This window comes from Sinomonas sp. P10A9 (assembly GCF_041022165.1).
Classification (GTDB): domain Bacteria; phylum Actinomycetota; class Actinomycetes; order Actinomycetales; family Micrococcaceae; genus Sinomonas; species Sinomonas puerhi.
On record NZ_CP163302.1, the window covers coordinates 4,005,696 to 4,024,208 of the forward strand.

Sequence of the window (18,513 nt, forward strand, 5' to 3'; positions counted from 1 at the left end):
CCGCATCAGAACGCCACTCCCCCACCAGAAGCACAGAAGACAGGACACACCAATGTCGATGAAGTCCTTCCCGAAGCCCTCCGAGCTCCCGGTCCCCGCCGGCGCCGAGGGCTGGGAGAAGCTGTACCCCTACTACCTCGTGTTCCAGGACAAGCTCAAGGAGCAGGAGGACGCCAAGTTCTGGTTCTGCGACAGCCAGCACTGGCCCACCGTCTTCAAGCCGTTCGAGACGATCGGCGGCGAGTTCGCGGTCAAGTGTCTTGGCCAGTACAACGCCCGCCACCTCATGATCCCCAACGCGAACGGGATCGAGTTCCGCGTCCACCTCGGATACCTCTACATGAGCCCGATCCCGGTCCCCGAGGACCAGATCGCCGCGCGCGTGCCGCTCTTCGAGGAGCGCGTGGGCTACTACTTCCAGAACTGGCCGCGCCTGCTCGAGCAGTGGCACACCAAGGTCAAGGGCACCATCGACGAGATGGAGCAGATCACCTTCGCCAAGCCCCCGGCCGTGGTGCCGATCGAGGACATCCACTCCGGCAAGGCCATGGACGGCTCCGAGGTGCTCCTCGACAACTACGACCGCCTCATCCAGCTCGCCTACCAGAACTGGCAGTACCACTTCGAGTTCCTCAACCTCGGCTACATCGCCTATCTGGACTTCTTCAACTTCTGCAAGCAGGTCTTCCCGAACATCCCGGACCAGTCGATCGCCACGATGGTCCAGGGCGTGGACATGGAACTGTTCCGCCCCGACGACGAGCTCAAGGGCCTCGCCGCACTCGCCGTCGAGCTCGGGATCCAGTCCGCCTTCGAGAACGCGGACGACGCCGACGCCACCTTGGGCGCGATCCGCGCCTCCGCCGGTGGCGAGCACTGGATGACCCGGTGGGAGGAAGCCCACGAGCCGTGGTTCAACTTCACCGTAGGCAACGGCTTCTACGGGCATGACAAGTACTGGAACGAGTACCCCGAGATCCCGCTGAACTACATCAAGGACTACATCGCGCGCCTGGACGCCGGGCAGGAGATCCTGCGCCCGGTCGAGGGCCTCATCGCCGAGAAGGAGCGGATCGTCGAGGAATACCGCGAGCTGCTCGACGGCGACAACCTCGCCGCCTTCGACGGCAAGCGCGGCCTGGCCGCCCAGTGCTACCCGTACGTGGAGAACCACAACTTCTACATCGAGCACTGGACCATGGGCGTGTTCTGGCGCAAGGTCCGCGAGCTCTCCCGCCTGTTCCACGCCGAGGGCTTCTGGACCGAGCCCGACGACCTGCTCTACCTGGGCCGCAACGAGGTCCGCGACGCGATCTTCGACCTCGTGACCTGGTGGGGCGTGGGCGCGGCCGAGCCGATCGGCCCGAGCTACTGGCCCGAGGAGATCGAGCGCCGCCGGGCCATCGTGGACGCGCTCAAGACCGCCCGCCCGGCCCCGGCGCTCAACACCCCGCCGGCGTCCATCACTGAGCCGTTCACCCGCATGCTCTGGGGCATCACCACCGAGCAGGTGCAGCAGTGGCTCGGCGAGGGCGAAGCGGTCGAGGGCGGCGGCCTGCGCGGCATGGCCGCCTCCCCCGGCGTGGTCGAAGGCCCGGCCCGCGTGGTCACCGACGCGGACCAGCTCTCCGAGGTGCAGCAGGGCGAGATCCTCGTCGCCACCGTCACCGCGCCGTCCTGGGGCCCGATCTTCGGCAAGATCGCCGCGACCGTCACGGACATCGGCGGCATGATGAGCCACGCCGCGATCGTGTGCCGCGAGTACGGCCTCCCCGCCGTGACCGGCACGGGCTCCGCGTCCACCACAATCCGCACGGGCCAGATGCTCCGTGTCGACGGGACCAAGGGCATCGTCCAGATCCTCGACGCTCCCACCGTTGAGGGCCCCGGCGCCCACAGCCACTCGCACGATCACGACGAGCCGGCGCATGTCTGAGCAGAACAGCCCTCAGCCCACGGCCTCCCGGCTCGCCCTCATCACGGGGGCGGCCGGGGGCCTGGGCCGGGCCTTCGCGCTCGGCTTCGCCTCACGCGGCTACCGGGTTGCGGTCGCTGACGTGAACGCCGCCGGGGCAGAGGAGACCGCCCAGATCCTGCGGAGCCAGGGCACGGAAGCGATCGGGCTCAAGGTCGACGTCACGGATGTCGCGTCCACCGAGGCGATGGCCGCGGAAGCCGCCGAGTTCGGCGGGGGCCGCATCGACGTCGTCGTCAATAACGCCGCGATCTACGCGACGGTGACCCGCAGCCCGTTCGAGGAGATCGACCCGGCCGAGTGGGACCTCGTGATGGGCGTGAACCTCAAGGGCCCGTGGCTCGTGACCCGCGCGGCGAGCCCATTCCTGGGCGAGGGCGGGCGTGTCATCAACCTGTCGAGCGCCACGATCTACTCCGGCTCCGAGCAGTGGGCGCACTACGTGGCGAGCAAGGGCGGCGTCGTCGCCCTGACCCGGGTGCTCGCGAAGGAGCTCGGGCGCCGCGGGGTCACGGTCAACGCGATCGCCCCCGGCTTCACGCTCACCGAGGCCAGCTACGGGCTCATGGAGAACGCCGCCACCTACGGCGTGGACCGCGGCTCGATCAAGCGGGCCAGCCAGCCCGAGGACATCGTGGGCGCCGCCCTCTTCCTCGCCAGCCCGGACTCCTCGTACATGACCGGCCAGACCCTCGTGGTCGACGGCGGTCGGCAATTTATCTGACCAGCCCACCCGCCCTAGACCCCCAGAACCTGACCCACAGAACCTGACCCCCTGAACGTCGTCAGCACTCACCAGGAGAAGCGACATGACCACCACCGTCCACTACACCGACGCGGAGGGCACCGTCCGGGACATCGAGGGACGCCCCGGCGACTCCGTCATGGAGACCGCCGTGCGCAACGGCGTGCCGGGGATCGTCGCCGAGTGCGGCGGCTCGCTCTCCTGCGCCACGTGCCACGTGTTCGTCCGCGACGACTGCCTCTCCGAGCTCCCGCCCATCGAGCCCATGGAGGACGAGATGCTCTACGGCACCGCCGTGGACCGCGAGGAGAACTCGCGCCTGTCCTGCCAGCTCAAGCTCACCGAGGGGATGGACCTGTACGTGACCACCCCGGAAACCCAGGTGTGACATGGCCTCGGACAACGCAGCGCCCACCGGCCTGCTGATCATCGGCGCGAGCCAGTCCGGCGTCCAGCTGGCCATCTCGCTCCGCGCGCTCGGCTTCGAGGAGCACATCACGCTTCTCGGCGAGGAGAACCACCGCCCCTACCAGCGCCCGGCCCTCTCCAAGGAGTGGCTCCAGGGCGAGGTGGGCAACGAGTCGCTCATCTTCCGCTCGGCCGAGTACTGGGACGAGCACAACGTCACGCTCGTGAAGGACCAGCGGATCACCGAGATCCGAAAGAACCCCGATGGCTCGGGCGTCGCCGTTGCCGAGTCCGGCGCGGAGTTCCCGTTCAAGCGGCTCGCCCTGACGGTGGGCGCCCGGGCGCGAAAGCTCGCGGTCGACGGCGCGGACCTCGCCGGCGTCGTCTACCTCCGCAACGCGGACGACGCCCTGGCCCTCAAGGCCATGGTCGGGGACGCCACGGACATCGTGGTGATCGGCGGCGGGTTCATCGGCCTCGAGGCGGCGTCGAGCCTGAAGAAGATGGGCAAGAACGTGGTGCTCCTCGAGCACGGCCCCCGACTCGTGGGCCGGGCCGTGGGCGAGGCGACCGCGGAGTACTTCCTCGACGCGCACCGTTCGCGCGGCCTCGACATCCGCCTCGGCGCGCGCATCTCCCGATTCGTGCCGGCGGCGACGCACGACGGCGGGAAGGCCGTCTCGGGCGTCGAAGTCACCGTAGGTGGAGGTACAGCTGCTGGAGGTGCTGCAGGTGAAGGGACCGGAGCTGAGGGGACCGCCGCCGAGGTGATTCCCGCACAGATCGTGCTCGTGGGCATCGGGGTCATCCCGAACACCGAGCTGGCCGAGCAGATGGGCCTCGCCGTGGACAACGGGATCGTCGTGGACAGCCACGCGCTGGCCTCGGATGGGACCACGGTGGCCGTCGGCGACTGCGCGAACATGCCCAACCCCGTGCCCGGCTCCCCCGCCGGCGAGCGCATCCGCCTCGAGAGCGTCAACAACGCGATCGAACATGCGAAGGTCGCAGCATACTCGCTCATGGGACGGCGCGAGGACTACGCGGGCATCCCGTGGTTCTGGTCGAACCAGGCCGACCTCAAGCTCCAGATCGCGGGCCTGTCGATGGGCTTCGACCAGACCGTGGTCCGGCGCGACGACGAGCGCGGCAAGTTCTCCGTCCTGTACTACCGCAAGGGCCGGATCATCGCCGCCGACTGCGTCAACGCGCCCCTCGACTTCATGGCCGTCAAGAACGCCCTCGCCAAGCGGCAGAACATCCCGGCCGACACGGCCGAGGCCGCTGCCGCGGTCGCCGACCCGGCCGTCCAGCTCAAGACCCTGGCCGTCTGAGCCCCAAGAACCTGCACCGGAGGACCCCATGACAGACCACCGCACCCTCGCCTCACACGAGGCGAGCGCGACCACGGGCGCCGAGCCGCCGCCGTCGCCCGCCGACGACCAAGCCGCTGCTGATCAGACCGCCGCTGACGAGACCACCATCGACCAGGCCCGCGCCGACGCCTTCGCCGCCGAATATCCCCTCCGGCCCATCCCGGCAGCCGGGCCCGTGGACACGCGGTCCATCTGCGAGACGCCGAGCGCCGCCGAGTTCCTTGACCCCTTGTGGAAGGCCGTCGTCGCGGAGACGCGGACGCGTGGCAACGACATCCATCTGCCCATCTCAGTCGCGTACGCCGAACGGCTGTGCGCCGCCTACCCGGGGGCGGACCGCGAGCTCGTGCTCGTCGCGACGCTCCTGCACGATACGGGCTGGGCCCACGTGGACGAGTCCCGGATCCTCTCCGAGGGCTTCACCGGGGACTGGCGCAAGGCCGCCATCCGGTACGAGCACGAGCACCAGGGCTGCCTCGTGGCCCGCCGGGTGCTGCCGGGGCTCGGGTACTCGGAGGAGTTCATCGGGCGCGTCACCGAGATCATCGACGGGCACGATACGCGGCACGTCGCGTACTCCCTCGAGGACGCCCTCATGCGGGACGCCGACCGGTCCTGGCGGTTCGACCGCGCAGGGATCGCGCTCGCGTCGTCGTGGTTCACCATGGATCCGGCCACGTACGCGGACCGGCTCGCCACCGAGATCGTGCCCGAGCTCATCACCGACGCCGCTGTGCAGATGGCCACGGCGGACCTCGCGCGCTCCAACGCGCTGCTCAAGACGGGAGTGCTGCGATGACCGCCGCCTCGACCAACCCTGCCGGCCCGACCATGGCCGACGCCGTGCCCACCACCCCCGCACCTGCGGGGCGCCCCGCAGGTGCGGCCACGCAACCGGTGCCGAACGCCCGCGAGCGCCGCGCCGCGCTCAGCCTCCCGTATACCCGCGTGGACACCATGTTCATCGACGGTGCGTACGTCCCCGCGCACGGCGAGGGCCGCAACCCCGTGACCGACCCCGCGACGGGCGAGGTCTGGGGCGAGGTCCCGGACGGGTCGGCCGAGGACGTCGACGACGCGGTGGCCGCCGCCCGCCGCGCGTTCGACGACGGGCCCTGGCCCCGCCTCTCGCCGTCGGAGCGCGCGGCGCACCTCGTGCGGATCGCCGACGAGATCGAGGCCCGCGCGGAGACGCTCGCGCTGACGAACACGCGCGAGAACGGCTCGCCCATCACCGAGACCCGCGGGGCTGCGGCCAACGCTGCCGGAATCTTCCGGTACTTCGCGTCGCTCGCCGACTACCTCGAGCGCGAGGACGTGCGCCCGTTCCCGTTCGCGGCCGGCCAGGAGTCCGTGGTGCGGCGCGATCCGGTGGGGGTGTGCGCGCTCATCGCGCCATGGAACTTCCCGATCAACCTCGTGGTCATCAAGCTCGCGCCCGCACTCCTCGCGGGGTGCACCGTGGTGATCAAGCCGGCCTCGCCGACGCCGCTGTCGATCCGGTTCATCGTCGACGCGATCGCGGCGGCGGGGGTGCCGGCCGGCGTCGTGAACCTCGTGACAGGGTCCGGGCGCATGGGCGACGTGCTCGTCAAGCACCCGGATGTGGACAAGGTCGCGTTCACGGGCTCGACGCCCGTGGGCCGCAAGATTGCCGCAGCGTGCGGCGAGCTTCTCCGGCCCGTGACGCTCGAGCTCGGCGGGAAGTCCAGCGCGATCGTGCTGCCGGATGCGGACCTCGACGCGATGTCCAAGGTGCTGATCCGCTCCTCGATGCGCAACACGGGCCAGACCTGCTACATCTCCACGCGCATCATCGCGCCGGCTTCGCGGTACGAGGAGGTCGTCCAGATGGCCTCGTCCGTGATCGCAGCGGCGCCACAGGGCGATCCGCTCGATCCCTCGACCGTGTTCGGCCCTTCGGCGACCCGGTCCCAGTTCGAGACGGTCATGGGCTACGTCGAGTCCGGGCTCGCCGAGGGCGCGCGGGCGACGACGGGCGGCCGGGCAGCGAGCCTCGGCGGCGGCGCGGCGGGCGGCGGGCTCGAGGGCGGCTTCTTCGTGGAGCCGACGGTGTTCGCGGACGTCACCCCGTCCATGGCTGTGGCCCGGGAGGAGATCTTCGGCCCGGTCCTGACGATCCTGAAGTACGACGACGCCGGGCCGGGCGGCGGTGTCGACGAGGCCGTGGCGCTGGCAAACAACACGGAGTTCGGCCTGGGAGGGCTTGTGTTCTCCGCCGATCCGGACGCGGCTCTGGCCATCGCGGACCGCGTGGACACGGGGTCGATCGGAATCAACTTCTTCGCCTCGAACCACTCGGCGCCGTTCGGAGGACGGCACGATTCGGGGCTCGGGACGGAATACGGGATCGAGGGCCTCGGCGCGTACCTGACGTACAAGTCGATCCACCGGAAGGTGCGGTAGGCGAAGCTGTGGCAAATTTGCCTCACGTGCAGCAATTCCAGGCAAAATAGTTGCCTAGAGGCTTGAGGATCAGCCGCGCCGCGCGAGAGGGCCAGTGGAGGAGCGCGTCTTCAGGTGTGCTGGGAGCACCACTTGGCTGCGCCCCTGTGCGAGGTCCGGCCTCATCCTGCTGATGAGCAGGTCGGTCGCCACCCGGCCGGCCTGCTCGATGGGGGACGCGAGCGTCGTAAGCGGTGGGTTGCAGAAATCGGACCCGAAGACGTCGTCGCAGCCCACGACGCTGATCTCGCCGGGCACATCGACTCCTCGCTCGTGGAGCCGGACGAGGATGCCAATCGCCAGGACGTCGTTGAACGCGATGCATGCGGAGGCCCCGCTGTTCAGCAGCGTGTCGGCGGCCGCGGCGCCCGAGCGTTGGCTCGGATGGTAGGGTCCGAGCCGCCGGACGGTTGCGCCCAGTTGGTCCGCCATCTGCTCGAGCGCCGCCCACCGGCGCCCGTCGGACCACGAAGTGGGCGGTCCCGCGATGTAGGCGATGTCCCGGTGGCCGAGGGAATAGAGGTGCTCGAGGGCCTGCTGCGCTGCCTCGGCCGTCCCGATGACGACGGAAGGGACGCCGGGGGTCTCCCGGTTTAAGACGACGAGCGGGGTGCGCGCAGCGGCCGCTGTCAGCTGCTCGTCCTTAAGGCGAGTGGCGGCGAGGATGAACCCCACGGCCGAAGTCCGGAACTCCTCGAGGTAGCCGGCCTCGAGGTCGACGTCCTCCTGCGTGTCGACCAGCATCTGGGTGTAGCCCGCAGTCCTGAGCTGGTGCTGGGTGCTGCGGATGAAGTCGAAGAAGAACGGGTTGGTGATGTCGGGCACGAGCACGGCCACCGAGCCCTGCCGGGCGGGGACCCTCTCCGTCGGGTGGTCTGAGGGCACGTAGCCGAGTTGCTCTGCGGCAACGGCTATGCGCTCCCGCGTGGTGCTCTTGACCCGGTCAGGACGGGAGAAGGCGCGGGAGACCGTGGAGGCGGCAACTCCGCTTCGCGCGGCGACGTCGTTGATGGTCGGCCGCCGTGGAGGCGCCGTCAGTCCTTGTGCTTCCTCGCCCATCGGACCCTTCCCCTTCCGCCCAGCACCCTGTCTGCCATGGCGTCTACGACGATCTTGCCCCATGGAATGCTCTATTGCGCACATCATGGCAAATTATGGCAAAGGCATGCCATCACGTTGCAGCGTCCGTAGTGTGGCGTACGCAACATTCGGGGTTCCGAGATCGTACTCTCGGCGCCACTCAACGAGGAGCAATCGGGAAATGAAGAGAGCAACTCTGCGCCTGCTCGGGATGGCCACAGCTGTCTCCATCGGCGCTCTGGGACTTGCGGGCTGCGGCCAGGGCGGCGGCAACGACGGCTCCGCTGACGGCGCGGGCAAGACACTCAATGTCCTGGTGGGGGCCAACGCGAACCACGCCCAGCAGTTCCAGGACTGGCAGAACCGCATTGCGGCCGCGTTCAAGAAGCAGACCGGTGCCGATGTGAAGTTCGAGACGTTCGCCTCGGCGAACGATGAGCTGCAGAAGATCCAGACCTCTGTCGTCTCCGGCCAGGGGGCGGACGTCTACGCCATCGGCACCACCTTCACGCCCACAGCCTATTCGACGGGCGCCTTCGTCAAGCTCGACCAGTCGATGTGGGACAAGGTCGGCGGCCGCGACCGCTTCGTCCCGGCCACGCTCGGCATCTCTGGGCCCGACCCGCAGGACGAGGTTGGGGTCCCCTTCACCGACCGCCCCTATGTACTCGCCTACAACACCGAGCTGTTCAAGAAGGCCGGCCTCGACAAGCCTGCGGCGACCTGGGACGGGCTGCTCGAGCAGGCGAAGAAGCTCACCGGCAGCGGCGTGTACGGCTTCTCCACCGGCTACGCCGACAACTACACCCCGTGGAAGTTCGCCTGGACGATGGCCAACCAGGCCGGCAACCCACTCGTCGACGGCAACAAGGCCCGGATCGACGACCCAACGGTGAAGCAGGCTTACGAGACGTACCTCGGCTGGCTCACCAAGGACAAGGTGGTCAACCCTGCCGCACTGGGCTGGAACGACACCCAGGCAGCGGCGGACTTCGCCTCCGGCACGTCCGCGATGATGCTCATGACGACGGCCTCATCGAAGGTCACGTTCGACAACTCGCCCGTCAAGGGCAAGTACGCCTATGCGGTCATGCCAGCCGTCCCGCCAGGCCAGACCTCCGCGCCGGCCGGCGGAACACCAGTCAGCTCGATCATCTCCGGGGACAACCTCGTGATCGCCAAGTACTCCCAGAACCAGGATCTGGCCGCGGCGTACATCAAGCTCGTCACGAGCGACGACGAGCAGATCAACTACAACAAGGTCTTCGGCGACCTGCCAGCGAACGCTGCCGCAGCGAAGAAGGTCGAAGATGCTGACCCCTCGCTCGCCCCCGTGCTCGACTCCGCCAGCAAGTCCAAGTCCACCCCGTTCACCGGGGCGTGGGGCGACATACAGCTGGCGCTGACCAACGTCGTCGTCCAGTCCCGCCAGTCCCTCGCCAGCGGCAGCGTGGACGAGGGGATCCTTCAGACGGCCCTTGCCAAGGCCCAGAAGGACGCGCAGGCTTCGCTCGACCGGGCCTCGGCGAACAAGTGACCGTCACCCTACGCAAAGACGCCCCCAACAGGCGGGCGGACCGCCCGCCGACAGGTGGCAACATCCCCGCCACCCGCCGGCGCACCGTGAGCGAGCGGAACAGGCCGCTGTGGCTCCTCACCCCCGGCGCCGTTCTGATCGGCCTGATCATCGTTGTCCCGCTAGTTATCGGCGTGTACATCGCGATGCTCCAGCTCGACCAGTACACGATCCGGAAGTGGATCAGCGCCCCGTTTGTCGGGCTGAACAACTTCGTCGAGGCCTTTACAGGCACCGACCTGCTCCACGCACTCTGGAACAGCGTGAGCTTCGCCGTCATCTCGACGGTGATCACCGTCCCGATCGGGGTCTACGCGGCGCTTGCCACGCAGAACAGGTTCAGAGGCCGGGGCCTCGTCCGCTCCGTCTTCTTGATCCCCTACGTGCTGCCGTCCTTCGTCGTCGGGACGTTCTGGCACACGATGCTCCAGCCTGACGGGATCGTGAACAAGATCCTGGGCGAGGTCGGCATACCGGCCGTCCACTGGCTCTACGGCCCTGCCAGCTACTGGGTGCTCATCGCGGTGGAGGTGTGGGCGGCGTGGCCGTTCATCTACCTCATGGCCCTCGCAGGCCTGCAGTCGGTGGATGCCGAGGTCCACGAGGCCGCCGCCCTGGACGGGGCCCCGTGGTGGACGAAGCTGCGCTACGTCATCTTCCCCTACCTGAAGGCGCCCGTGGCGCTGGCCTGCCTGATCGCCACGCTCCACCACCTGAACAACTTCTCGCTAGCGTTCCTGCTCTTCGGCGTCCCGGCCCCGACCGACGTGCAGATCCTGCCCACGCTCGTCTACAGCATGAGCTTCACGAGCCTGCGGTTCGGGATGGGGGCGGCGATGGCGCTGCTGTCGCTGGCCTTGATCGCGCTGCCCCTGTTCATCTACCTCCGCGCCGTCCGGCTCGACACAGGAAACGACTCAGGAGGGAAGCGATGAGCACCATCGAGAAGACCGCCGGCCCGGTGCCGAACGCCGCGCGGCCCAAGAAGGGCCCGGGGCAGCGAAAGGACGTGTCATCGGAGGTCAACCGGCTGCTGCCGGGGCCGCTGCTCGCAGTCGGCCTCGTGGTCCTCTGCGCCGTCATCGCCGTCCCGCTGCTGTACATCGTGTTCGCCTCGATGAACTCGGACATCGAAGTCGCCCGCGGGGCCTTTTTCCCGACGCAGTTCACGCTGGGCAACTACACACAGATCTGGAGCACGCTTCCGTTGGGGCGGGGGCTCGCGAACAGCGTCATGATCGCCGGCCTCGTCGCCGTCGTCTCCTCAGTCATCGCGATCGTCACCGCCTACGTCCTCGTGCGCTTCGAGTTCCGCGGACGCCTGAGCATCCTGCGTTGCCTCATCGGCCTGCAGAGCGTCCCGGGCACGCTCCTGCTCCTCCCGGTCTTCGTCGTCTTCGCCTCGGCAGGGAACTATCTGGGCATCACGGTGATCGGCACCTGGTGGGGGCTGTTCCTGGCCTACCTGACCTTCGCGCTGCCCTTCTCGACCTGGGTCATGGTCACCTACCTGCGCGGGCTTCCGAAGGAGCTCGAGGAGGCCGCGCGCATCGACGGCGCCACACCCGTAGGGGTCCTGTTCCGGATCATCTTCCCGCTCAGCTGGCCCGGGCTGGTCGTCTCCGGCGTCTTCTCCTTCCTCCTGGGCTGGAACGACGTCATGTTCGCCTCGGTCCTGACCAGGCCCAGCAGCCAGACCGTGGCCGTGGTGCTGCAGATCTTCGGCGCCTCCTCCGAGGGCGGCGCGGTGCCGCTGTACGGGCAGATGATGGCGGCTTCCCTGATCTGCGCGGCGCCCGTGGTCATCCTCTACCTCATCTTCCAGCGATTCCTCGTCGGCGGCCTGACTGCCGGCAGCGTCAAGTAAGACCCACACCCGCACCAGTCGGTGTGACACGGAAGGAAAGACGTGAGCGTCACAGAACCAGAATGGACCCTGTCCGGATTCGGCGACGAGATCAGCCCCGACCCGCTGGTGCAGTCAGCCGTGCTCCAAGCCTTGGGTGCCAGCCACATCGAAGTCCGCAGCGCTTGGGGGACCAACATCGTCGAGATGGCCGAAGACGATCTTGCCCGTCTCGCCGAGGACGCCGGGGTGGCGCTGTGATGGGCGGCCCCGGGACCCTGCGCGCCGCCGTCGTCGGCTGCGGGGTCATCGGCCGTCAGCATGCCCAGGTCATCGCCGCCACCGAGGGAGTCGAACTCGTCTGCCTCGTCGACGTCGACCCCGCAGCGGCCACCGCCCTCGCGGACGCCGTCGCGGCCGAACCCGGGCAGATGCGCCCTGCCGTTTTCGCCTCACTGACCGAAGCACTCGACCAGCATGCGGCGAGGCTCGACCTCGTCTCGGTGTGCACACCCTCGGGCACGCATGCCGACCTCGCGGTGGAGGCGCTCGATGCAGGCACGCACGTGGTCGTCGAGAAGCCCCTCGACGTGGACCTCCCCAGCGCCCGGCGAGTCGCTGCGGCGGCCGAGGCTGCCCAGGCGCGCGGACAGGTCATCTCCGTGATCAGCCAGCACCGCTTCGACGCCGCCAGCGCTGCGGTCGCCCGTGCGATCCGCGCAGGGCGCCTCGGGCGCATCACCTCGGCCGTGGCGTCGGTCGCATGGTGGCGGTCCCAGGCCTACTACGACTCCGGAGCCTGGCGGGGCACCTGGGAGCTGGACGGTGGGGGCGCCGTGATGAACCAGGGCGTGCACACCGTGGATCTGCTCCTGTGGTTCCTGGGCCGCCCCTCTGAGATCCACGCCCACACCGGCCTACTCGCCCACGAGCGCGTCGAAGTCGAGGACACCGCCGTCGCGACCGTCCGGTTCGAGTCAGGCGCCCTGGCGGCCATCCACTTCACGACCGCCGCGTACCCCGGCCTGACTGCCCGCCTCCAGATCCACGGTGACCGAGGCTCGGCGTTGATCGACAACGATCGGCTCGTCTACTTCCACGCGGCCGACTCCGCAGAGGGCGACGGCGGGTCCTCCTATGGGATGGCCGGGGCAGGGAACCAGGCGCACCTCGAGGTCGGGGAGCTCGAGTCCTCGGCCAATACCCGGGGAGCCGACGACCTGCAGACCGCACACCAGATGCAGTACGCAGACGTCGTCCAGGCGATCCGCACCAGCACCGCCCCGCTCGTCGGCATCGAGGAGGCGACCGCCGCCCTGGCTGCCGTCCGCGCGGTCTACGTCTCCGCCGCCCTCGGGAAGGCTGTGTCCTTGGCTGACGTGCTCGACGGACGCTACGACGAAACCGCAGTCCACACCCCCTGAGGCAACGCCAAGGGACAGCACACCTGGGAGGGCATCGGCTGGTGCCCTCCCAGGGACGTCCCGCTGAGGGGTTCCCGCCCGGCGCGCACCCGCGGTACTTTTCTTCGGTCGCCTAGAGGAAGGACACCGACACCCATGACCACCACCGTCCAGATGAGGCTCGAACTCATCCACCTTCCGGTCAGCGACGTGGACCGCGCCCGCGACTTCTACGTCGAGAAGTGCGGCTGGGAGCTGATCACGGACCACGTCCAGATGGGCGACATGCGCATCGTGCAGGTCTGCCCGCCCGGCTCCGGCTGCGCGATCCTCATGGGCCGCAACATCCCCGAGATCAGCGACATGCCCGTCGGTGTCCAGAAGGGTCTGCACCTCGTCGTCGCCAACATGGAGGAGGCCACCAAGGATCTGGCGAGCCGCGGCGTCGAACTCGGCGAGGTGCAGGACCTCGGCGGGGTCCTCTACTGCCGCTTCGAGGACCCGGACGGCAACTCGTGGCTCCTGCAGCAGTGGGCCGAGGGCGGCTTCCCGCACGAGGCGGGGTGACCATGGGCGCCGTCAAGCGCTTCGACCACATCGGCATCACCGTCTCCGACCTCGACGAGGCCACCGCATTCTTCGTGGGGCTCGGGCTCGAGGTCGAGGGCCGTACGCCCGTCGAGGGCGAGTTCATCGACACTGTCACAGGCATCCCCGGCTCCCGGACCGAAATCGTGATGCTCCGCCCGCCCGACGACGGCACGCGCCTCGAGCTCTCGAGCTTCACCCACCCGGACCATCACCCGGGAAACCCGGCGGCCATGGCCAACGAGCTGGGCCTGCGCAGCGTTGCGTTCGAGGTCGACTCCGTGCACACCGTCGTCGAGCGCCTCGCCGCCGACGGGTATGGGCTCATCGGCGGGATCGGCGAGTACGAGGGCGTGTGGCGCATGGCCTACGTTCGCGGGCCCGACGGGATCACTGTGGCCCTCGCCGAGCGGATCGGCTGAGGGGCGAGGCTGGCCTCGCGCCGACTGTCTCAGCCAGCAGCGAGGGCCCACGCCGTCCAGGCCGTGAGCACCAGGCCCACCGCATACGCGGCCATCTGGAGCCACTGGGGCCCAGGAACGGCGGTCATTGCAGCGAAGAGGATCCCGAGGCCGAGAGCGGCAGGCGGCACGAGTCCCCCACGCCACGCGGCGAGTGCGAGGAACAGGTAGACCAAGGGGGTCAGCATGAACAGGATCGGGAGCGGCCCTGCGACGGCGTGGAACGCGTCGAGCGCGGCTGCGGCGTCGCCTCGAGAGATTCCCGAGCTCACCAGGCCCAGGGCGGCGAAATGGCCCACCGACAGGACGGCCATGCCGAGGCCGAATGGGACCCCGAGCACGCCGAGCACCGTCGCGGGCCAGGCTCCGCGGCCGCGGATCGCCCCGACCACGGTGAGGAGCCCCGCGATATAGAGCGCGGCACCGATCAGCTCCATCCACGCAAGGATGGTCATGGCCACGGGGCTGGCGGCGGCGAACGCGAGGGTTTGGGCCGCGGAGGCCGAATCCTCGAGTGGCACGAGCAGGGTCCCGATGATGACGTCGATGAACAGCAGGGGTAGGCAGACTGCCCCAGCGACGCGGCGGAAGCGGACGGCCCCACCGCCCCCGGTGGCCTCCAGGGCGGGGCGGGCCGGGGCGCGGAACCACGCGACCGCGTGGGGTGAAGCTGAAGCTGACATGGCAAGGGCTCCTTCTCGTGGACTGCCGAAGACGGTGGATTCTGAACGGACGCCGCCACCGTAGGCCCCCGGGAACGGGCTGCGCGTCGGCTTCTACTCCGATCCCGGTACTGCACTGAGATGCATTGCGGTCTGCCCCCCTACATCCGCAGGAGGATCCGCAGACCATCCTGGGAGTGATCCCCTGGTGGGACATTCCTCCTATCCTTGGGATCTATGGGCGCCATCGCGCGGAATCCGGGACAGCTCGGCTGGCTGCTGGCTGCAGTTGTCCTCGCCGCCGGGATCGGCCAGGCCTTCGCCGAGGATTCGGGGCCGCGGCTGTGGGGGACTGCGGCCGTGGCCGCCGCGTTTGCACTATCGATGCTCCTGTTCAGAAGGTGGCTGTGGGCGGCGGTGGCCCTGACGGCAGGCACGGTTCTGCTGTCCGCTGGCGCTGGCCTGCGCCACGCCAACTTCCTGGCGGAGGTCCTCGCATGCCTCGTGGTGGTGTACGCGGTGGGGTATGCGCTCGAGCTGCGCTGGGCACTCGCGGGTCTTGGCATCATGTTCGCCGCGGTGGCGGTGCCGAGCGTGCCAGACGCACGGGATTACGCGTGGCTCGCCATCGTCATCGGCGGGTCATGGGGCATGGCCCGCGTGCTCAGGAGCAGACGCCTGCTCATCGAGAGTCTGCGCGCCGCGACCGCAGAGCTCGAACACAGCCGGGAGGAACTTGCAGCCAGCGCCGTGGCGCAGGAGCGACTCCGGATCGCGCGCGACATCCATGACATCGTCGCCCACTCCGTCACGGTCATGCTCGTCCAGGCCACGGCCGCCGAGCGCACCCTGCACCGCGGGGGCCGAGATGCCACCGACTCCATCCGGGCCGTGCAGGACACCGCCCGAGATGCGCTCGCGGAGCTGCGCCGGATGCTCGGCGTGCTGAGGGCCGACCACGACGGCGACCACTCGCCGTCGTGGGCCCGCGAACCACAGTCTGGGCTCGCCGAGGTGGAGCGTCTCGTGGCGAACTTCCGCGAGGCGGGCCTCCAGGTCGAGTACGCGGCGCCCGTGCTCGCCGCAGACCTGCCCGCGGGCGTCCAGCTCACCGCCTACCGGGTGGTCCAGGAGGGGCTGACGAACGTGCTCAAGCACTCGGCGTCGCCCGGTGCACTCGTCCGCCTCAGCGAACACGACGGCGGGCTCGTGGCCGAGGTCCACGACGCCGGCCCTGCACGCTCCGCCGCTGGGGTCCCCGGCGGCCACGGCATCGCCGGGATGCGCGAGCGCGTGGCCGGACACGGTGGCCGCCTCTCCGCGAGCACGACGGCGGGTGGCGGGTTCAGCCTGGTGGCTCACCTCCCGCTCGGGGAGGCAAGGTGACGTCTCCCGAGCTCCGCATCGTCGTGGTCGACGACCAGACGTTGGTTCGGCGAGGATTCGCCCTGATCCTCGCGGAGGAGCGGGACTTCGTTGTGGTCGGCGAGGCCGCGGACGGTAAGGAGGCGCTGTCGGTGTGCCGGGAGGCCGATCCAGATGTCGTGCTGATGGACGTGCGGATGCCCGTCATGGACGGAGTGGAGGCCACCCGCCGCCTCACGGCAGGCGGCCGGGCAAAGGTCCTGATGCTCACGACGTTCGACCTCGACGCCTACGTCTACGAGGCGATCCGGGCTGGCGCGAGCGGGTTCATGCTCAAGGACGTGCGGCCGGACGACCTCGCGCACGCGGTGCGGACCGTTGCCGCAGGCGACACCATGCTCGCCCCGGCCATCACGCGGCGGCTCGTCGAAGAGTTCGTGAGCCGCCCGGCGCCCGGAACGGTCCCGAACGCCGCGGCCGTCCTCACCGGACGGGAGCGCGAAGTCCTTGTCCACATGGCCCACGGCAGCTCAAATGCGGAGATTGCGGCCGCACTGGTCCTCTCCGAGGCAACCGTGAAGACGCATGTGACCCGCGTGCTCGCCAAACTCGGGGTGCGGGACCGGGTGCAGGCGGTGGTCCTGGCCTATGAATGCGGTCTGGTGCGGGCGGGGTCTTGAACCTGGCTGCTGTAGAGACGGACCTCGGGGACGGCGGCCCGGCGTGCCTCATCTTCGGCGAGGGCTCTAGCGGTCGTTGCCACGCCTCGCGTGGCGGGTTCACTGCATCGCGGGCAGCCCGGTCCGAGGGAGCGGGGATTCAGGGCGGTCCGGCCGATGGAGGTCGATGAGCACGCGGGCGAGGTTGCGCGCGCGCGCCGCGGCCCTCAGATCCCCTTCGATCGAGGCGACCATCGCGCCCTTGGTGAGGATGTGGAATGACCAGGCGAAGCCTTCGGGATCGTCGAGTCCCGCTGCCTCGGCGAGGGCCGCGAGCCTCTCGCGGATCGAGGCGAGGTGCGCCATGGCTGCGCGCCCGAGCGGGTGGTCCGGGCCGAACTCGATCATCACGTGGAGGAAGGTATTCACCTCTGCGGCGCCGCGCCGGAACCACTCGTCGAGCACGGTGAAGGCGGCCAGGAGGGCGTCGTCCGGCGAGTGGCTGTGCTCGATCGCATCTTCGATCGCCTCATGGCGCGTGATGTACCAGCGGTCCATGTAGGCGAGGACGAGCGCTTCCTTCGAGGGGAAATGCCGGTAGAACGTGGCCTTGGCGACACCTGACCGCGCGATGATCTCATCGATCCCCACGTCGCGCACGCCCCGTCTCGCGAAGAGCTCATACGAGGTCTTCAGGATCCGTTCCCGCGCTGAAGGGCGCGTCCCCCCCGGCGCCCAGTCGTCCATTCGGCCGTTCATCCGTCAAGCATAGCACTCTAGACAGACAGGTCTGTCTACTTGTATAACCTTAAAGGCGGGACAGACAGGTCTGTCTCGTTACCGCAGAGTAAAGCAATCACGAGGGGCAGCTTCGCCCCAACGAAGGCCACGACACCGGCGCCGCGTCAGCGGCCACACAAAGGAGGTCGCTGTGAGTGAGTCAAAGGTAGATCTGAAGGTTCTTGACGGAGGACGGGAAGCCGCCCACACGAAGAGGAGACGTGCAGACGAGGCGGGCGAGCTTGTGCTCGAGTACTTGGGGCTGGCGGACGCCCTGGCCAACCGCCATCGCGTTCCGGGGCACGACTTCGACGACATCCGTCAGGTCGCGAGGCTCGGCCTCGTCAAGGCGGCCCGCCAGTACCGGGAGGGCAGCGGCCATGGATTCGCGCAGTACGCCGCGCCCACGATCGCGGGAACGATCAAGCACTACCTCAGGGACCAGTCGTGGGTGGTGCGCCCACCCCGCTCGGTACAGGAACTGCGCCTCGGGGTGAGGGCCGCGGGCGGACGCCTCGCGCAGGATCTGGGGCGGGAGCCGAATGTCGAGGAGCTCTGCGAGGCGACGGGCGCCTCCGCCGAGAAGGTGGCCGAGGCCCGCAGCGTGGGAGCCGCCATGTCCGCCGTCGCGATCGACCCGCTGGACACGCCCGACGACGAGGGCCGCACCTTCGTCCTCTCTAACATCGAGGAGGGGTTCGAGCGCGTTGAGCAGCACGAGCTCGTGTCCACGGCCCTTGAGGGGCTGAGCGCCTACGAGCGCCGGCTTGTGAAGCTGCGGTTCGTCGACGAGCTGAGCCAGAGCGAGATCGCCGCGGAGCTGGGCGTGAGCCAGATGCAGGTCTCGCGGCTCCTGCGGCGCCTTCTCGACCGCATGCGGCGGCGCCTCGCCGCCTAGTCCGAGTCCTAGCGCTCCGTCCCGAAAGGCTGGTCCCTAGTGAGCAGGGCAGCCGATACCGGGGGGCGGAGGAGGACGGACTCGCAGACATCGGGCGACTCTTCGGCCACGCACCCGAGGCGACCAATCGCCGTCGTGCGCGGCTTGACGCCTGAACCGGGTGCGCGGCACCTTCTCCCCTAGCGCGGCGGGGGCGTAGCGTCGACCCCAGCAATCGGGGGGGGA

Annotated in this window: 18 protein-coding genes and 1 pseudogene; 16 read left to right on the forward strand and 3 right to left on the reverse strand. The window is 69.1% G+C overall.

Going from position 1 to position 18,513, the window contains the following annotated elements; genetic code table 11:
• Nucleotides 1–52: 52 nt before the first annotated feature.
• From AB5L97_RS18380 to AB5L97_RS18405, 6 genes are all read left to right on the forward strand, one after another.
• Nucleotides 53–1,936, forward strand: coding sequence for a PEP-utilizing enzyme (locus tag AB5L97_RS18380; RefSeq protein ID WP_369045772.1), 1,884 nt, complete (start codon nt 53–55; stop codon nt 1,934–1,936).
• Entirely contained in the window at nt 1,929–2,699 is a 771-nt protein-coding gene (locus AB5L97_RS18385) for an SDR family NAD(P)-dependent oxidoreductase (protein ID WP_369045773.1), read from the forward strand. The genes AB5L97_RS18380 and AB5L97_RS18385 overlap by 8 nt, the downstream gene beginning before the upstream one ends.
• A gap of 85 nt (nt 2,700–2,784) precedes the next feature.
• Nucleotides 2,785–3,108, forward strand: coding sequence for a 2Fe-2S iron-sulfur cluster-binding protein (locus AB5L97_RS18390; protein ID WP_307956225.1), 324 nt, complete (start codon nt 2,785–2,787; stop codon nt 3,106–3,108).
• A 1-nt stretch (nt 3,109) separates the two neighbouring features.
• The gene (locus AB5L97_RS18395) at nt 3,110–4,462 is read left to right on the forward strand and encodes an NAD(P)/FAD-dependent oxidoreductase (protein WP_369045774.1); all 1,353 of its coding nucleotides are present in this window, start codon (nt 3,110–3,112) and stop codon (nt 4,460–4,462) included.
• Between the two features lie 28 nt (nt 4,463–4,490).
• The gene (locus tag AB5L97_RS18400; protein WP_369045775.1) at nt 4,491–5,303 is read left to right on the forward strand and encodes an HD domain-containing protein; all 813 of its coding nucleotides are present in this window, start codon (nt 4,491–4,493) and stop codon (nt 5,301–5,303) included.
• The gene (locus tag AB5L97_RS18405) at nt 5,300–6,931 is read left to right on the forward strand and encodes an aldehyde dehydrogenase family protein (RefSeq protein ID WP_369045776.1); all 1,632 of its coding nucleotides are present in this window, start codon (nt 5,300–5,302) and stop codon (nt 6,929–6,931) included. Before AB5L97_RS18400 ends, AB5L97_RS18405 begins: the two co-directional genes overlap by 4 nt.
• 69 nt (nt 6,932–7,000) lie before the next feature.
• Here the strand turns inward: AB5L97_RS18405 and AB5L97_RS18410 are convergent, their stop codons facing one another.
• On the reverse strand, nt 7,001–8,029 hold the full coding sequence (locus tag AB5L97_RS18410; protein WP_369045777.1) for a LacI family DNA-binding transcriptional regulator: 1,029 nt from the start codon (nt 8,027–8,029) through the stop codon (nt 7,001–7,003).
• Nucleotides 8,030–8,231: 202 nt separating this feature from the next.
• Here AB5L97_RS18410 and AB5L97_RS18415 point away from each other — a divergent pair, with 202 nt between their 5' ends.
• The 7 genes and pseudogenes from AB5L97_RS18415 (at nt 8,232) to AB5L97_RS18445 (ending at nt 13,885) form a co-directional block, all read left to right on the forward strand.
• Nucleotides 8,232–9,587 (forward strand): ABC transporter substrate-binding protein, encoded by a 1,356-nt coding sequence (locus AB5L97_RS18415; RefSeq protein ID WP_369045778.1) that lies wholly within the window; start codon nt 8,232–8,234, stop codon nt 9,585–9,587.
• Entirely contained in the window at nt 9,584–10,561 is a 978-nt protein-coding gene (locus AB5L97_RS18420) for a carbohydrate ABC transporter permease (protein WP_423246806.1), read from the forward strand. The genes AB5L97_RS18415 and AB5L97_RS18420 overlap by 4 nt, the downstream gene beginning before the upstream one ends.
• The gene (locus AB5L97_RS18425; RefSeq protein WP_369045779.1) at nt 10,558–11,493 is read left to right on the forward strand and encodes a carbohydrate ABC transporter permease; all 936 of its coding nucleotides are present in this window, start codon (nt 10,558–10,560) and stop codon (nt 11,491–11,493) included. The genes AB5L97_RS18420 and AB5L97_RS18425 overlap by 4 nt, the downstream gene beginning before the upstream one ends.
• Nucleotides 11,494–11,535: 42 nt before the next feature.
• Nucleotides 11,536–11,712: pseudogene (locus AB5L97_RS18430) on the forward strand (sugar phosphate isomerase/epimerase); the annotation flags it as partial.
• Between the two features lie 20 nt (nt 11,713–11,732).
• Nucleotides 11,733–12,896: a Gfo/Idh/MocA family protein gene (locus AB5L97_RS18435; protein WP_369045780.1), complete on the forward strand. Its 1,164-nt coding sequence runs from the start codon at nt 11,733–11,735 to the stop codon at nt 12,894–12,896.
• A gap of 135 nt (nt 12,897–13,031) precedes the next feature.
• A complete protein-coding gene (locus AB5L97_RS18440) occupies nt 13,032–13,442 on the forward strand; it encodes a VOC family protein (RefSeq protein ID WP_369045781.1) in 411 nt (136 codons plus the stop codon).
• Between the two features lie 2 nt (nt 13,443–13,444).
• Nucleotides 13,445–13,885 (forward strand): VOC family protein, encoded by a 441-nt coding sequence (locus AB5L97_RS18445; protein WP_369045782.1) that lies wholly within the window; start codon nt 13,445–13,447, stop codon nt 13,883–13,885.
• A 29-nt stretch (nt 13,886–13,914) separates the two neighbouring features.
• Here the strand turns inward: AB5L97_RS18445 and AB5L97_RS18450 are convergent, their stop codons facing one another.
• A complete protein-coding gene (locus AB5L97_RS18450; protein WP_369045783.1) occupies nt 13,915–14,607 on the reverse strand; it encodes a hypothetical protein in 693 nt (230 codons plus the stop codon).
• 216 nt (nt 14,608–14,823) lie between these two features.
• On the opposite strand from AB5L97_RS18450, the gene AB5L97_RS18455 reads away from it, so the two are divergent.
• Both AB5L97_RS18455 and AB5L97_RS18460 read left to right on the forward strand, forming a co-directional pair.
• Nucleotides 14,824–15,972, forward strand: a complete 1,149-nt coding sequence (locus tag AB5L97_RS18455) for a sensor histidine kinase (protein ID WP_369045784.1) — start codon at nt 14,824–14,826, stop codon at nt 15,970–15,972.
• Complete coding sequence (locus AB5L97_RS18460) at nt 15,969–16,631, forward strand: response regulator (RefSeq protein ID WP_369045785.1); 663 nt, start codon at nt 15,969–15,971, stop codon at nt 16,629–16,631. Before AB5L97_RS18455 ends, AB5L97_RS18460 begins: the two co-directional genes overlap by 4 nt.
• Nucleotides 16,632–16,730: 99 nt before the next feature.
• Here AB5L97_RS18460 and AB5L97_RS18465 read toward each other — a convergent pair whose 3' ends face one another.
• Nucleotides 16,731–17,369 carry a TetR/AcrR family transcriptional regulator gene (locus tag AB5L97_RS18465; protein ID WP_307956235.1) on the reverse strand — a complete coding sequence of 213 codons (639 nt, stop codon included), beginning with the start codon at nt 17,367–17,369 and terminating at the stop codon, nt 16,731–16,733.
• Nucleotides 17,370–17,541: 172 nt separating this feature from the next.
• Between AB5L97_RS18465 and AB5L97_RS18470 the strand changes: the two genes are divergently transcribed.
• Nucleotides 17,542–18,288 (forward strand): sigma-70 family RNA polymerase sigma factor, encoded by a 747-nt coding sequence (locus tag AB5L97_RS18470; protein WP_307956236.1) that lies wholly within the window; start codon nt 17,542–17,544, stop codon nt 18,286–18,288.
• The last annotated feature ends 225 nt before the right edge of the window (nt 18,289–18,513 follow it).